The sequence below is a fragment of the Candidatus Eisenbacteria bacterium genome (assembly GCA_026388185.1).
Lineage (GTDB): Bacteria > Eisenbacteria > RBG-16-71-46 > JAFGJU01 > JAFGJU01 > JAPLKG01.
Window position 1 is genome coordinate 1 of record JAPLKG010000018.1, and the last position, 15487, is coordinate 15487.

12 protein-coding genes are annotated in these 15487 nt (G+C 55.9%); all 12 read right to left on the minus strand.

Annotated features, from left to right (window positions below):
- Positions 1–139: 139 nt before the first annotated feature.
- Positions 140–2722: a YCF48-related protein gene (locus tag NTX17_10315; GenBank protein ID MCX5801761.1), complete on the minus strand. Its 2583-nt coding sequence runs from the start codon at positions 2720–2722 to the stop codon at positions 140–142.
- A gap of 207 nt (positions 2723–2929) precedes the next feature.
- Positions 2930–4450, minus strand: coding sequence for a DegQ family serine endoprotease (locus tag NTX17_10320; protein ID MCX5801762.1), 1521 nt, complete (start codon positions 4448–4450; stop codon positions 2930–2932).
- A 29-nt stretch (positions 4451–4479) separates the two neighbouring features.
- Complete coding sequence (dnaJ, locus tag NTX17_10325; GenBank protein MCX5801763.1) at positions 4480–5607, minus strand: molecular chaperone DnaJ; 1128 nt, start codon at positions 5605–5607, stop codon at positions 4480–4482.
- A gap of 2 nt (positions 5608–5609) precedes the next feature.
- Positions 5610–6173, minus strand: a complete 564-nt coding sequence (locus NTX17_10330; GenBank protein MCX5801764.1) for a nucleotide exchange factor GrpE — start codon at positions 6171–6173, stop codon at positions 5610–5612.
- A 12-nt stretch (positions 6174–6185) separates the two neighbouring features.
- Positions 6186–6536, minus strand: coding sequence for a DUF1844 domain-containing protein (locus NTX17_10335; protein MCX5801765.1), 351 nt, complete (start codon positions 6534–6536; stop codon positions 6186–6188).
- 55 nt (positions 6537–6591) lie between these two features.
- On the minus strand, positions 6592–8526 hold the full coding sequence (gene dnaK / locus NTX17_10340; GenBank protein ID MCX5801766.1) for a molecular chaperone DnaK: 1935 nt from the start codon (positions 8524–8526) through the stop codon (positions 6592–6594).
- Between the two features lie 362 nt (positions 8527–8888).
- Positions 8889–9980 (minus strand): sigma 54-interacting transcriptional regulator, encoded by a 1092-nt coding sequence (locus NTX17_10345; GenBank protein MCX5801767.1) that lies wholly within the window; start codon positions 9978–9980, stop codon positions 8889–8891.
- Between the two features lie 65 nt (positions 9981–10045).
- Positions 10046–10639: a porin family protein gene (locus NTX17_10350; protein ID MCX5801768.1), complete on the minus strand. Its 594-nt coding sequence runs from the start codon at positions 10637–10639 to the stop codon at positions 10046–10048.
- Between the two features lie 169 nt (positions 10640–10808).
- A complete protein-coding gene (locus NTX17_10355; GenBank protein ID MCX5801769.1) occupies positions 10809–11525 on the minus strand; it encodes an outer membrane lipoprotein carrier protein LolA in 717 nt (238 codons plus the stop codon).
- A 77-nt stretch (positions 11526–11602) separates the two neighbouring features.
- Positions 11603–13261: a radical SAM protein gene (locus tag NTX17_10360; GenBank protein ID MCX5801770.1), complete on the minus strand. Its 1659-nt coding sequence runs from the start codon at positions 13259–13261 to the stop codon at positions 11603–11605.
- A gap of 58 nt (positions 13262–13319) precedes the next feature.
- Positions 13320–14147, minus strand: a complete 828-nt coding sequence (locus NTX17_10365; protein ID MCX5801771.1) for a DUF4292 domain-containing protein — start codon at positions 14145–14147, stop codon at positions 13320–13322.
- Between the two features lie 14 nt (positions 14148–14161).
- Positions 14162–15301 carry an aminotransferase class V-fold PLP-dependent enzyme gene (locus NTX17_10370; GenBank protein ID MCX5801772.1) on the minus strand — a complete coding sequence of 380 codons (1140 nt, stop codon included), beginning with the start codon at positions 15299–15301 and terminating at the stop codon, positions 14162–14164.
- Positions 15302–15487 lie beyond the last annotated feature (186 nt).

Here is a 15487-nt window from a genome sequence, read left to right on the forward strand (position 1 = left end):
CTCCCTATCGAGACTTTGTCGGACCGCTTAGGCCCAGGTGTTGCCACACTGAACCCGATCCCTCACTACGGGGCTGACAAGCAGTTACCCCGACCGGCTCCTCTCAGCCGGCTAGAACAGCGCGCCCTTTGCTGGGCACTCACCGCAGGAGCACAATTTTCTGTGCCCTGCCGTCGTCTCCGCAGCGGAGATGACACAAGTAGACTCCGGAGCTCACGGGTCTACCGGCCTCGTCTTTGCCGTCCCAGACCGAGGTCTTCTTCACTCCGACTGCGCCGGTGTGCCCTTGCTCCAAGATCTTCACCATCCTACCAGCAGGGTCAAAGATTGCAAGGACGTAGTGAGTGGGATTCTTCATCGCAGGAAGCGCGAAGGGAATGTGCGTGGAGGGGTTGAACGGATTCGGGAAGCTCGTACCCAGATAAAGGGCCACCGAAGGCGCCGCTTGATCGGGCAACGAGATGAGCGTAGTGTCGATCTCTGCGAGAGAGGCCAGAGATGCAACGGCAAGCTTAGTCACGTTGGTCGCGAAAGAAAGATCGAGATTGCCGACCGTGTCGCCAATGCTGTGGTAATAGGGGTTCGAGCTGTAGCCAATCTCAATTCCACAGAGCGCACTGTAGCCTCTGTCCCAGAACGAGGCGTGATCGCTCCATCGCAAGCTCGAGTCTAACAGCTTGGTCAACGACAGTTCCGGGACAAACTCGTCTCTCACAGCAATGCAGTAGTCGACAAGCCACTCCGACGCGGAATTTGAGACGAGGTAAGCGTTCGGAGTTCCGTAGCCTATCATGTCGAAATTAAGAACTCCTGCGATATTGTCGCCGCACGAAGCGACCTCACCCGCGTAATAGGCGCTGCCGAGAAGCCCCTGTTCCTCGCCGGAGAAACATACGAATCTTATCGACGAGGAGAAGGCGAAATCCGCAAGCACCTTCGCCGCCTCGAGCACGAGACTTGTGCCCGTGGCGTTATCGTCCGCCCCGGGTGCGTTCGCCATCGGGTCCGCCGAGTAGCTGTCGTAGTGGGCGCAGACCACGTACGTCTCCTCGGGATTCGTGCTACCCGGGAGCGTGGCCACGACGTTCCGCCATCTGTCAGGGAAATTGTCGTTGAGCGACGACCAGTCGAGCCCGCCGTCCGTCGTGCGAACGTTGGAAGCGGTGCCCACGGCCCAGCCGTGAAGAGTGTCCGTGAAGCATACGCCATATAGAGTTGATTGCATTCCGCCGTTCTGAATTGCCCAGGTCGTTCCGCCGTCCGACGTGTGGAGCACGACGCCGTAGGTACCCACGGCCCAACCCCGCAGACTGTCGGCGAAACACACGCTCTCCAAGATGCTGGTCACACCCGACGATTGAACTTCCCACGTCGTTCCACCGTCGCGAGTTCGAAGTATCGCACCGCTCGTACCGACCGTCCAGCCTCTCAGACTGTCCACGAAACACACGTCGTAGAGCTTGGATTGCGTGTTGCTTGTCTGACGTAACCAGCTCTCGCCACCATCGAAACTGCGAAGTATCTCTCCGTTTCCCCCCACAATCCAGCCATTCTGCAAATCTGTGAATTCGACGTCGTCGAGCGTCTGCTGTGATCCGCTCGTCTTGGGGGTCCACGCAAGACCACCGTCCGTGGTTTTGCGCAGCGTGCCGTTGGCACCGCACACCCAACCCACCATCGAGTTCACAAATTTCACGCCGTACAGGAAGTTGGTATTTGAATATCCCAGAGAGTCCCACGTCACTCCGCCGTCGAATGTTCTCAGAACGCAGCCTCGTGAACCGCAGATCCAACCGCTGTCGGCGGCGATGAACGAGGCCTTCCAAAGGGTGGGCCTGCTCCTCCAACTGCGCTTCTCCCAGCTATCGCCTCCGTCCACCGTGTGAAAAATGGCGCCGTCGCTGCCGGCGGCGTATCCCTCGGAACCCACGAAGGCCACGGCCCTGAGCGGAATTCCGAAGTAGCTGTCGTAGGAAACGTCTATGCCCATGCTGTCGAACTGTTCGTATATGTACTCCGCGGCGTTTGCACAATGTGGGCTGTAAGAATACCTTGTTCTTAATGTGTCGGAGCCGGAGGGTATACTTATGGGTTCTTCGCCGGTAAGCAAGTTCAGGTAGTCAAGAACGTCGGTAGTTGAGACCGACTGAACCATCTGATTGATGAAGTAACTCTCGAGGGGCGAATACGGAGGGCTCAATGACGGCAACGCGCGAGACGACAACGCGGAGACCGGCAACGCTGGCGCAATCGAAACAGGATTCCTCTCAAAGGGAACGAGCAACTGGATTTCAAAACCGAGGGTCTTGAGCCTGTCTCCGATGTTCTCATCGGCATAAACAAGATAGGTGTCCCCCCTACTCCAGAGAACTTTGCCCACGCCGGAAAGAGTTTCTTCACTCACAAAGGGCGACCGGCCGGCAAGATAGTAGAAGCCGGGGTCAACATATTCCGCCAGCACGCGGACGGTTGCACCGGCGGACTCAAGAGATCTGAGGACGGAACGATCTGCAACAAGAAGACCCGGTGAAAGCGGCTCGTCTGGAGGAAGAAGCCAGGAAACCGATAAGCTCGAGGGTACTCCTCTCGCCTCGACTACCGAAACATCGTAGGCAGGCATCCGGTGGGGCAGGTCAAGGGCAAGAACACCCCGCGCCAGAAGAAAACCGGACAAAACAATAATGAGGGCGGCCAGCCCTCTTTTCGAATCACCTGGAATCACTTCAGTCTCTCTTTGCCAGTTCGCCAGCCCTACACTCTACTTGGAATCATACCACGTTTCGGCTTTGCCGTCAACATAACTTGCGATTACGGCGACAGTTGCGACAACTCCGGTTCCATCCCGCCCCAAAAACGTGAGCCGCGTGCGTGGTCACGTTCCACACGCGGCTCAACTATTTGGGTGGCCTGGAGCGTTCCTGCTCACGACCTACTTCGGCAACCTGACCGCCACGAACAGTGTTGCGTTCGCGCGCCTGATCAGGAACAGAGCGGCCTCGCCGCGTTTCGACTTGGCGAGGGCCTTCTCGTATTCGGAGGCCGTCTTCACCTTCTCCTTGTTTACCTCCTTGACGAGATCTCCCTGGGCTATCCCTGCAGTCTGTGCAGGACTTCCTCCCTTCACGCTCGTCACGACAACGCCCTCTTCGCCTTCGTAGCCAAGCCTTGATGCAAGCGCAGAAGTGAGAGTTTCCACTTCGATCCCGATCTCGCTCACCGCCTTCTCCCTTGTCTCGGCAGGGGCCGCCTCTTCAACGGGAAGCTCTCCGAGTTCGAGAGTGACTTTCTTCTCGTTGCCGTCCCTGAGTATGGTTGCTTCAGCTCTGCTACCCGGTTTGGTCTCTACGACCATGTTTCTTAGGGCGACGGTGTCGTCCACCTTCTTGCCGTTGAATTCGAGAATGACGTCGCCGCGCCTGAGCCCCGCTTTCTCGGCCGGACCGCCCTTGGTGATCTCACTGATTACAATTCCCCTGGGCGCTTCGAGACCCAGAGCTTGGGCCATGTTCTCGTCGATGTTCTGAATCACGACTCCCATCCATCCCCTGACGACCTTGCCCTGTCTGACGAGATCCTCCATCACTTTCTTCGCCATCTCTATCGGAATCGCAAAACCGATGCCCTGGTTGCCTCCGGTTCTGCTGAGTATCGCCGTGTTTATACCGATGACTTCTCCGCGAAGATTCACAAGAGCGCCACCGCTGTTGCCGGGGTTTATGGCGGCGTCCGTCTGAATGAAATCCTCGTACTCGGCGAGACCGACGTTCGAACGGCCCTTGGCGCTCACAATACCTGCCGTCACTGTCTGCTCCAACTGCTCCGAGAACGGACTGCCGACTGCGAGCACCCATTCCCCGACTTCCATTTGTCGCGAATCTCCGAACCTCGCCACGGGAAGATCGTCGGCCTCTATCTTTATCACCGCCACGTCCGTCTTGGAGTCGCTTCCCACCACCTTCGCGTCATACTTCTTATCGTTGTAGAGGGTGACTTGGATCTTGTCGGCGTCGGCAATCACGTGATAGTTGGTCAGAACGTATCCATCCTTGCTGACAATTACTCCGGACCCAATTCCTCTCTGCCGCATTTCACCCTCGGGGACGGGCCCGCGGAAAAACTTCCCAAAAAAATCGTCTCCGAAAAACTCATCGAAAGGAGAACCGGGGGTGTTTCTCTGAACGTCTGCACTCTTCACGACCTTCTCGCTCGAGATGGTGACGACGACCGGCCTCACCATTTTTGCCACCATCACGAAGGCCTTGCTTGTGTTCTGGAGCAGCAGAAGTCCCTCTGGAATCTGCTCGGACGAGCCGAGCGTAACGGCCTTCCCTTTCTCCGAGCCAAAACCGAATCTGACAAGCCCGACGTCAGAAGCAATGTAAATCCCAAGAGTAAGACCGACAAGAATGCAGCAGATTGAGAAGAAAAGGTGTTTGTGCCTGGATCTCATGTCTATTCCTCCGAAAGTGTAGCGTGAGTTCAATGCTCGAGTCCACCCTCCCTGGCGAACTCTTCGATGAGCTTCTTCTGCTTTTCAGTGATGTTGGACGGTGTAACCACCTCGATCTTTACGAACTGATCCCCCTGAAACCCGTTTTTCTTCAGACCCAACCCCTTGAGTCTGAACGTCACACCATTTTGAACACCGGCCGGTATCTTGAGTTCCACCTTACGGCCGTCAACCGTGCTCACTTTTATCTTGGTGCCAAGAACTGCCTGCGCGATATTGATGGGGACAGTGCAGTGTATACTTGCGCCTTTCCTGGTAAAGAAGCTGTGAGGGCCCACCTTGACCTGGATGAAGAGATCGCCATGAGGCCCGCCTGCTACGCCAGGCTCGCCCTGACCTCTGAGGCGTATCTTTTCTCCGGAGGAAATCCCCTTGGGGACAGTGACGACGTATTTCTTTCTGGCGTTGGCCGTTCCTCTCCCGGCGCAAGCCGAGCAAGGCTCGCCGGGGAGCACGCCTCTTCCCAAACACCTTGGACACGGCCTGCTGACGGCAAACGCGCCCTGGGCAAAAGATATGCTGCCACGGCCCCCGCACTCCGGGCAGGTCGTTCTCTTGGAGCCAGGTTTTGCACCGGTCCCGCCACACACGGTGCAATTTTCCTCTTTGGGAATGGTTATCGTTGTCTTGCCGCCCTTGACCGCCAGTTCGAAGGGCACCTCGAGCTCCAGGTTTATGTCTTCGCCCTTCTGGGGACCGTAGCTTTCCGCTCTCACTCTGGAGCCACCAAAGAGACTGCTGAAGATATCTCCAAGCCCGCCAAAACCACCGAGGTCTTCGTACGAGAACGTGGCGCCCTGTCCGGCGCTCCCCGTGAAGGGACCGCCAAAGTCAGAGCCCCGAAATCCCCCGGACCCCGTGAAGACCCCACTCCCCAGCCTTCTCATCTGATCATACTGAGCGCGCTTCTGCGGGTCACTCAAGACGTCGTAGGCCTCCGAGACGTCCTTGAATCTGTTCTCGGCGGCCTTGTTACCGGGGTTGGCATCCGGGTGGTATTTCTTTGCGAGCTTTCTGTAGGCTTTCTTTATCTCGTCAACACCCGCGGTCTCGCTGACCCCCAGAATCTCGTAGAAGTTTTTTTGGGTCTGCGGCATGCTTATTCGTCATCCTGGTCAGATTGTATCTGTGTAACCTCGACCTTGCTGGGTCTCACAAGTTTGCCCTTGAAGGTGTAACCCTTCTGGAAGTCCTTGACTATCTCGCCGTCGGCTCCTTCCTTCACTTTTGTCACAACTACCGCCTCGTGGAAATTGGGATCGAAGCTCTGCCCTTTGCACACGATGGCCTCGAGGCCCTCTACTTGAAGCGTGGACTTGAGTTTTCCGTAGATCAGTCTGACTCCCCTCAGAACTTCCTCGCTATCAGAGTTCGAATCCAGGCTCTCGATGGCCCGTTCGAGGTCGTCCATCACGGGAAGAAGTTTGCATATCAGCTCGGCCTTTGCGTAGTCGTACGCTTCGACAAGTTCCCGCTGTGTCCGCTTTCGGTAGTTTGCAAACTCAGCCTGAAGCCTTTGAAGGTGATCGAGATATTCTTGCGCCAGATTCCTCTCTTCTTCTATTTCGCTCTCGATTTCCTTTCCGGTCTCCTCTTCGGCAACAACCTCTGAATCGGGAGGAGCGGGCTCGTGCCCCGCTCCAACCTTCCTCTTCTTCGCCATCTATCTCACTCCTCAGGGTTTCTTGTCGTCTGTCTCGCCCGCAGTCTTCTGAGCCTTCGTCTCTGGTTGTGGCCCTTTTTCCTGTTCCTGGCGATCTTTTTCGACCTCGTCAAGATAGTTCATTCTTAGCTCGGTGAGCGCCGTCCTCAGAGTTCTGGTCTCTTCTTCGGTGCGATTGCCGTTAGTCTTGTCTTCCAGCATACCGAGCATGTCGATTGTGAAACGTGCCTGGTCCAGATTTCTCTCAATCTTCTGAGTCAACGGACTTATCAGTTTGCCCAGGGCAATCATTGCGGTGGACTGAAGATTGATGACGAGGCCCATGAAAAGTGCCTCGTTCAAGCCGGGCTCTCTTTCGACCATGTAGTCCTCCCCAACCTATTCTACGACTGCTCTACAACACGTGCAGCGACAGTACTTACTCCACGACCTCAAAGTCGGCGTCAACGGCGTCTCCCTCTTTGCGTTCCTTGGGACCGGCTTGAGGGCCTGCCTGACCCTGAGACGCACCTCCGGCTGACTCCGAGCCTGTGTGCTGTGCTCCGGCGCCTGGAGAGGCTTTTGCGTACATCTGCTCGGCGGCATCGTGCCACACTTGCGTCAGCGCTTCGGTGGCGGACCTGATCTCGTCAACGTTGTCGTTCTTGACCGCCTCCTTGACTCTGGAGACGGCGGCCTCAACCTTGGCTTTCATGTCAGGGTCGAGGTTGGCACCCGCCTGCTTGAGGTTTTTCTCAGTCTCATAAACCATCTGGTCCGCGCGGTTTCGGGCGTCTATCCCGTCCCTGCGCTTCTTGTCTTCCGAAGTGTGCTCTTCGGCATCCCTCACCATTCTCTTGATCTCTTCCTCTTTGAGACCGCTGGAAGCTTCTATGCGGATACTCTGCTCACGCCCCGTGGCCTTGTCCTTTGCCGAGACGTTGAGGATTCCGTTCGCGTCTATGTCGAACGTCACCTCAATCTGCGGAATGCCTCTCGGCGCAGGAGGAATGCCCGTCAGTTGAAAGCGGCCTATGGTCCTGTTGTCAACCGCCATCGGCCGTTCGCCCTGGAGCACGTGAATCTCCACGGTCGTCTGATCGTCGGCCGCCGTGGTGAAAGTCTCGCTTCTTCGTGTCGGGATGGTGGTGTTTCGTTCGATGAGCTTTGTGCAAACTCCACCCAGCGTCTCGATGCCGAGAGAGAGCGGCGTCACATCGAGCAGGAGAATGTCCTTCACTTCTCCGGCCAAGACTCCTGCCTGAATCGCGGCACCGACGGCAACCACCTCATCGGGATTCACACCCTTGTGAGGCTCCTTCTCGAAAAGCTCCTTCACGAGCTGTTGGACTTTAGGCATCCTTGTTTGGCCACCGACCAGGATTACCTCGTCGATTTCACTGGGCTTGAGCCCCGCGTCGGCCATGGCTTTTCTGCACGGCCCGACTGTGCGCTGGACAAGGTCGTCCACCAGTTGCTCCAGCTTCGCTCTCGTGAGAGTAATGTTGAGATGCTTCGGTCCTGACTGATCTGCGGTAATGAAGGGCAGATTGACCTCAGTCTGTATCGTGCTCGAAAGCTCACACTTCGCCTTCTCCGCAGCCTCCTTGAGCCTCTGAAGAGCCATCGCATCCTTTCTGAGGTCAATCCCCTCTTGCTTCTTGAACTCGTCTGCCAGCCAATCCATGATTCGCTGGTCGAAGTCGTCGCCGCCAAGATGCGTGTCGCCGTTGGTCGCTTTGACTTCGAACACACCATCGCCGAGCTCAAGTATCGAGATATCAAAGGTGCCGCCTCCAAGGTCGTACACGGCGATCTTTTCATCTTTTTTCTTGTCCAGCCCGTAAGCCAAAGAGGCAGCAGTAGGTTCATTAATGATCCTCTTGACGTCAAGGCCCGCTATCCTTCCCGCATCCTTTGTCGCCTGCCTCTGACTGTCGTTGAAGTATGCGGGCACGGTGATGACGGCTTCTGTGACTTTCTCGCCCAGGTACTCCTCCGCTGTTTGCTTCATCTTCTGGAGAATCATCGCGGAGATCTCGGGCGGCGTGTAATCCTGGCCTGCAATCTTGACTGTGGCCAGGTCGTTCTTCGCCCTCATCACTTCGTACGGAACCGTGGCGATTTCGGAGGTGACTTCGTCGTACTTCCGTCCCATGAACCTCTTTATTGAATAGATCGTGTTCCTGGGATTCGTAATCGCCTGGCGCTTGGCCACGAGCCCGACCAGTCTCTCCCCCGTCTTTGTAAAAGCGACAACTGAAGGCGTAGTTCGTCCGCCCTCAGAGTTCGCGATGACCACGGCTTCTCCGCCCTCCATGACTGCTACACAGGAGTTCGTCGTACCAAGGTCGATTCCTATTGTCTTTCCCATGTTCAAAACCTCTCTTTGTGAAGGCAAGTCATCGAAATTTTCTTCGCCGAGACCTCCATTGTTCGGTGTAGAGAAAGAGCAAGTCGTGTGCCACGGGCCGAAATAAGAACCTCGTCTCGGTAGTCTCTTGCTTGAGAAGAAGTTATGACGCCGTTGGAGTTCCAGAGTCCGAGGCGTCCGCCTCATCTGGAAGAGAAATGTTTCAAAATGAAACCACCCACTGCTTCATTGTGAAACAATACTCGGGGTGCGGCACGAACTGAGTCGCATTTGCACAGAGAATGGTTTCATTATGAAACGACGTCGGGACAAGCTGGCCCTGATGAGCGAAACCGGAGCATGCGTCCAGCGTACTCGCGGCTCTATTTTGAGGAACTGCCGAGGCCGTACTCCCGCATCTTTCTCCACAAAGTAGAGCGGGAGATTCCCAGAGACAAGGCCGTCTTCGAGACGCTGCCTTCATGCTTCGCGAGCACGGTCTTGATATGCTCGCGTTCCAACTGTATGAGCGACCACTCCGTCGAGTAACCAGCCAGGCCTTCTTCCGGAGCGCGCAACATCTTTCTCTGCGTCATCTCCGAGGGAAGCTCCTTTTCGGTGACGAGATCCCCTTCGGCCAGGGCGACCGCCCTCTCCACGGCGTTCTCGAGCTCGCGAACGTTACCCGGGTAGTCGTGGCGGAGCAAGAACAACTGTGCTTCCCGGGAAAAGCCGGTGATCTTCTTGCCCAGCCTTCTCGAATATCGCTCGAGGAAGTAGCGAGCCAGGAGTGGGACGTCGTCCCGACGCTCTCTCAAGGGCGGAAGCTCAATCTGAAAAACATTGAGCCTATAGTAGAGATCTTCCCTGAGCTGGCCTGCCTGCAATGCCTTGCGGACGTCGCGATTGGTAGCAGCTATGAGCCTGACATCTATCCTCAGGGCCGCGGTGTCTCCGATTCTCCTGACTTCTTTTTCCTGCAACGCCCTGAGGAGTTTAACCTGAATACCCGGAGGCATCTCGGCTATCTCGTCGAGGAAAAGCGTGCCTCCGTCAGCCTGTTCGAAAAGCCCCTTCTTCGTGCCCGTTGCTCCGGTGAACGCTCCTCTCACGTAACCGAAGAGCTCACTCTCAAAAAGAGTTTCCGGAATGGCTGCGCAGTTGACCGGCAAGAATGGTAGCGACGCCCTCGCGCTCTCGTAGTGAATGGCCCTGGCCACAAGCTCCTTGCCGGTCCCGCTCTCCCCAGCAATGAGCACGCTGCTATCCGTTGACGCTATCTTGGTTATGAGCTTGAGAAGCCGCCTCATCTTGGACGAACGGCCGAGGATGCCCTGGAGCATCTCGTATCCGAGAGCCTGTGCCCCTTGCGACGTCTGGCTCTGAGCCCCGTGGTCGGCTTCGTGCCATCCGTCTTCGGGTCGATGGCGCGTTTTTTCAGGTCTGTTGTTTTCGCCAGTGCCTTCCGGTGTCATGTTGCCTCGCAAAGAGAAGGGCTCACCCCCCTGAGGAGTGAGCCCTGGCCATCCGAACGGCAAGTTTAGAACATGAAGTCGACGCCGGCACCGATAGTGAAATACTGGGTGCTATTGTCTTCCGTCATTACGTTGTGGAAGCGCGCACCAAAATCGATTAGGGCCGTCGCAGAGATGGGGAACTTGACACCGCCGCCGATGTTGAAGCCGAAGTCACTCTCGCTGTCGCTCTCTGTGTCGTCAGCGATTGTGATCTCAGCGGTCTCAAAATACATCCCCAGTCCACCCTTCAGATACGGTGTCACTGACGAGCTCATGGGGAAATTCGCCACGAAGTCCACCATCACGGGCATGAACTGAAAATTCGCCTCAACGTCTTCGCCGCTCAAGGCCTCCAACACTGCCACAAGGTCATCGTTGGCAGCGAACTTGCTCCACTCCATGCCCACTTCCAGACCATACTTGCCGGTGAACATATAGCCGACACTTGCGCCTGCAGTAAGCCCGCCGTCGTAGGCGTCCCCGAAATCACCCATCGGAAGACCGTAGCCGACGTTGAGGCCGAGCACCCACGCCGAGCTGGTGGTTTCCATCTGGGCAAAAGCTGCAGTCGCGCCGAAAAACAACAGTATCAATGGCAGAACAACAAACTTCTTCATTTCCATTTCTCCTTTTTGGAATAAATCTCGCGCTTTAAGAAAAACGAATACTTGCTGCCCGGGCCACCTCCTTCCAGCTTTCCAGCTTTTCAGTCCCAAGCATGCCGAATGAAATCAGGCGTCTCTTCTCTCGCCGAGATTGTCAACGGAACTATCACTGATGCAGTCATCACTGAAGCGACTTCATAGTTCTTGACGGTGACTCATCGGACTTCTCGGAATAATCTATGATCTCCACTCCCTTGCCGGCGTTTAGCTCAAACAAGGACTCGCTGAGCCCGAGATTCACTTTCACGTTGGAAAGCACCATTCTCACCACGTCACCGCCGGCCTCTTCGACTTCTATCAGGCGGGGCAGAAGGAGATTTGTGTCTATGCCCAGCGTAAGCTTCCGGACACCCATCCCCTCCTCTTTTGGTACAAGTTCCACGTAGCGGAATCTTGAGTCCCTCTGTCTCGCAGGCGCTATCGTAAACGTCTTCTCCAGATTCCCGAGTGGTTCCCAGAAGACGAACAAGTCCTGCTCTTCCTTGCGGGCGGTGAGGTCAAAACGTTGGATCTGATTCAAGGAAGGAATATAAACCAACACCACGGAGTCCTTGACGAGTAGCTTCTGGCGTTCGGGCTCGGTGTAATCAAGCAGCATCTCCTTGGGCTTCCGGAGGTACAGCCTTCCCTTTGCCTGAATCTTCTCGCCGTTGATCTTTATTTCCCGCGTCTGCTCAAAGGAAGCACTGAGTGACTGCAAGGACGAAAGCCTTGCGTCAACGCGGACTAGCAGGTCCTGCAGATTGCCTTTCTGCGTGAGTCCCACCAACGGGATGGCAAACGCCACCAGGAAGAGAGAAGTCACTATGACATAGATGGTCTTCGCCCTGAAACTCATTCTCTACCCCAATTTCACTTCCGTGTGAGCCCCCGCTCCACCAAGGGTTCACGCTTTACCCGGAGGCCGCTCAACTGCTACCCGAAAGCGACGCGAGAACCTCCCGCCTTGCCACCCTTATCCGGACCTTCAAGAGGCTGAGAGAACTCGGCCTCGATCATCCTCCTGAACGTGGGACCAGAGTTGTATGTACAGAACGGATACAACATTCCGTCCGGTGCTGCATAGTGAACCACGCACCGCCTCACTCTGTCAACGTCATAGTTGTACGCATCCATGAAGTGCATGCCCGCCACAAGAAGCGTCTTGTAAGTCTTTCCCTTGCCGTCCTTGCTTCGGCCGATCCTCTTGTCCATCAGTCCCTGAAGGGTCGTGAGAAAAGTGGAGAACGTCAGACCCGCGGGTGCCTCGTCCTCTCTGAAATGCTTCTTTATGGAGTTGAACGCCTTCATGCGGGCAAAAGACTGGAAGCGCGACTTCGGTACTGTGCGAGCAAACTTCTCGAGGTCAAGGAACATGGCCTCCACGTCTATGAACTGCGGGGCTGCCACTATGTCCTTCGTGTCGGGCGATACAAAGAGATAGGTCGCAAGCGAGCAGTGAGGATGACAGGTGAGATGAACCGTTTCCTCTCCTCGCAAGGCGGAGACAAACCTGGTGAAAGGAGCAATGCAGGCAGTCGGATACCAGTCTCTCCTCGCCTGTGCCAGCCCCGTCTGCTTTTCCACGGCCCACGCGAGGTCGGTCAGCGTAAACCGCTTCTTCTCTCTCTCCTTGTAGGAGATCCGTCCGGTGAAAACGACCGGCTGATAGCTTATGCCGCTTACCACGTCAATGTTCTTGATTGCGTATCTCAGGATGTCACCGACCTGATCGTCGTTGAACCCCTTGACTATTGTAGGAACGAAAACAATATTCATTCCACTTCTTCGAATGCTCTCTATGGCTCTTTCCTTGACCGCAAAGAGATCTCTGCCGCGAGTCTTCCTGTAAACCTCGTCATCGAGACCGTCAAACTGAAGGTAAATGGTGTGAAGCCCTGCCCTTGCGCATTCCTCTGCAAACTTATGATCGGTCAGATTGATTCCGTTTGAGGCTATCTGAACGTGTGAGAAACCCATCTTCCTCGACGCTCTCACTACGTCCAGAAAACGCGGGTGGAGAGTAGGCTCGCCCCCGGAGAACTGTATAATCCTGCCGGCGACCGGTTGTTCAGTTCTGAAGGCCTTGAGCATCTGAACGACTTCTTCGTAGGATGGCTCGTAGACGTAACCGGCCACGTTGGCATTGGCAAAGCAGATGGGGCAAACCAAGTCGCACCGATTCGTCAGGTCGATGTTTCCGAGGCCTGTGTGGCTCGTGTGTCGGTTGCAGAGACCGCATTGGCCGGGGCACTCCGAGGCATGACGCACCCTGGGGTTCAAGAGCCCTTGACCGTCATCGAAGGACCACTTTTCAGCCTTGAGATAGAGTTCCGCGTCAGACCAGTACAGGTCTCTTACGTGGCCGTGCTCCGGACAGGTCTTCTCCATGATGACCTTTCCGTCCTCCTCGAATAGGCGCGCGTCTATCACCTTCATGCAATCGGGACAGAGGGAACGGATGGCCTTGGGGAGACCCTTGGGCAAGTCGTTGATCGGAGCCCCAAGAAACGTGGTCTGCGGCCCCGTGGATTTTCGTCCGGATCTTGCGTCTACTTCGGTGCCTGGAGCGTAAGTGGGGGTCGAAGCACTCATCTGACACACTCCTTTCCCTACAAATCCGCCCTAGGGCAAAGATTGTACTCCGTAGGCCTCAGTCCGCAAGGGGAAAAAGGTCCTTGAGCCTGAACACCTTCTCGTCTATATCGTCATTTAGCACTGTTCTATTGAACACGAGCCTCGCCCTGACGCCGTCTGAAGGCAGGGAGACCGTTATCTCGTGCGGAAAGAGTACTCCTCCCGACCTCGTGTAGTCACGGTAGTCCACTCCTACGCGCTCTGCACCGTCCGCATCGACAAATTCCAGTCGAATGAGGTTTCCCGTTTTCGAGTCAACGATGCCTATTCTTTTCCCGTCGTCAGAGTCCTCTTCAAACCTGCATCTGCCTTTTTCGATCTCTTCAGACATGCACTCCGTGACACAAAAACGTTTCGGGAAAAGGACGGTTCTGACGGCGTCGAGCAGAAGACCCGTAGCCTCGGGCAGTAGAGCTTGAGTGACGGCGTCGCCGAGCGAACCTGCCAGCAAGACGGAACTCGAGGGGATGAACGCCCGGATGGAGTCGCCATCGAGCGCGACGCTCGCGAGGCTCACGAACCCGGCATACACATTCAATCTCATTCTGTCGGGTTCTTGTGCGACGAGCCCGACCTGCAGGCGCTCGCTGCGTCGGGGTTCCTCAAAACTCAAGTACACATCGAGGGTGGCCTTCACGGAACGAATCTCGGGAGCTTCTTTCTTGAGCAGATTCATTGTCTTCGCGGAACAGGGCCGCTTTTCTCCCGCAGTCTGCACGGGGGGGCTCACGGCACACGAAGTGCAGAGAGAAGCGACAAGAAAGGCGGCGACCAGAATGGGGAGGATCACGTTGCGGTCCGCGGGACCACGACTCAACGAAGTACGCCTGGAAAGTGATTGCAAGCTAACTTCACCCCCTATCGAAGATGTGTCTTCATGACGCGACAGAGTTTTTCCATGTCCTGTGCATTGTTGTAAAGATGAGGGCTTACCCTGACGGCCTTCTCTCTTTCTGACACGATAATTCGCTCCATCCTGAACGAGACCTTGAGAGAAGCGGTGTCATCGCAAGAGAATGACAGAATCCCTGATCTGTGTTCGGAGGCCAGAGGGCTTCGGATGGTAACCGGCAGTTGCTTCAGCTCGTCTATGAGAATGTCAAGCAGTTCAAAGATGTGTTGCTGGATTTGCTTCACTCCGACGGACAAGATGAGCTTGAGGGACTCTCTAAACCCGGCAAGATCCTGGTATGAGAGCGTTCCGATCTCGAAACGCCTGGCGTCCTCGACCAGTTCAAAGGGGAGTCCCACAATGGACTCGAAAGCCGCGCCCATCCCCTTGACGGAGAGCCATCCGGCAAATTGAGTGGACATGGACTTCATGAGATCCGGAGAGCAGTAGAGAAAACCCGTTCCGAACGGCGCGAGGAGCCATTTCTGCCCGCCCGCGGCAAGAACGCCCACGTTGCAGCGCTTTACGTCGATGTCGATCGCTCCGACTCCCTGGATACCGTCAACGACCAGGACGGCGCCCGCGTCCTTGCAGATTTCGCCTATCTCTTCCAAGTCGGCTTTGTAGCCGTTGTGAAACGAAACAAAGCTGATCGCAACCGCCCTTGTTCTACCGTCAATGCCGTCTCTTATGTCGTCTGCAGTCGTAAAGCCTGCGCCTGGAGGCAAGACTGTGACCTCCACGCCCTTTCTTCTCAGATTCTCCCACACGCACACGTTTGCGGGAAACTCGCTCCGTCCGACGATGACCCTGTCGCCGGGCTTGAGCGGCAGCCCCTGCGCCGCGATATTGAGGGGAATGCTCGTGTTCCAACTCAGGGCGATCTCATCAGGAGCAGCGTTTATGAGTTCTGCAATCTGGGACCGGACCTGCGGAACGATGTTCTCAAAATCGCTGATGTGCTCGAACTCCACCTTGTGACAGGCCCTCATGTAACGTGTCATCGCCTCGATGCAGGTTACGGGCAAGATAGATCTCGATGCGTTGTTCAGATAGACGTAATTTTCAGCGTCAGGAAACTGGGATCTTATTGCATTAATGTCCATTCAGACGTCCCCTCGCGTCGAGAAGGCGAAAACACGAGTATTCTATCACAGTCCGGCGACCGGCGTACAGGGAGAGGAGGCGCCTCGGAAGGCGTGCAATAGCTTTTCGATTGAATTCCCCGCGCGCGGTGAATATACTTTTTAGGAGGCACAATCATGGCCGATTGAGGCGATCCCGATAGATTC

What these genes read in the sequence shown, in the direction of transcription:
- NTX17_10320 (MCX5801762.1), bottom strand. Translation starts at nt 4,450, where the DNA reads ATGAGATCCAGGCACAAACACCTTTTCTTCTCAATCTGCTGCATTCTT.
- dnaJ (MCX5801763.1), bottom strand. Translation starts at nt 5,607, where the DNA reads ATGCCGCAGACCCAAAAAAACTTCTACGAGATTCTGGGGGTCAGCGAG.
- NTX17_10330 (MCX5801764.1), bottom strand. Translation starts at nt 6,173, where the DNA reads ATGGCGAAGAAGAGGAAGGTTGGAGCGGGGCACGAGCCCGCTCCTCCC.
- NTX17_10335 (MCX5801765.1), bottom strand. Translation starts at nt 6,536, where the DNA reads ATGGTCGAAAGAGAGCCCGGCTTGAACGAGGCACTTTTCATGGGCCTC.
- dnaK (MCX5801766.1), bottom strand. Translation starts at nt 8,526, where the DNA reads ATGGGAAAGACAATAGGAATCGACCTTGGTACGACGAACTCCTGTGTA.
- NTX17_10345 (MCX5801767.1), bottom strand. Translation starts at nt 9,980, where the DNA reads ATGACACCGGAAGGCACTGGCGAAAACAACAGACCTGAAAAAACGCGC.
- NTX17_10350 (MCX5801768.1), bottom strand. Translation starts at nt 10,639, where the DNA reads ATGAAGAAGTTTGTTGTTCTGCCATTGATACTGTTGTTTTTCGGCGCG.
- NTX17_10355 (MCX5801769.1), bottom strand. Translation starts at nt 11,525, where the DNA reads ATGAGTTTCAGGGCGAAGACCATCTATGTCATAGTGACTTCTCTCTTC.
- NTX17_10360 (MCX5801770.1), bottom strand. Translation starts at nt 13,261, where the DNA reads ATGAGTGCTTCGACCCCCACTTACGCTCCAGGCACCGAAGTAGACGCA.
- NTX17_10370 (MCX5801772.1), bottom strand. Translation starts at nt 15,301, where the DNA reads ATGGACATTAATGCAATAAGATCCCAGTTTCCTGACGCTGAAAATTAC.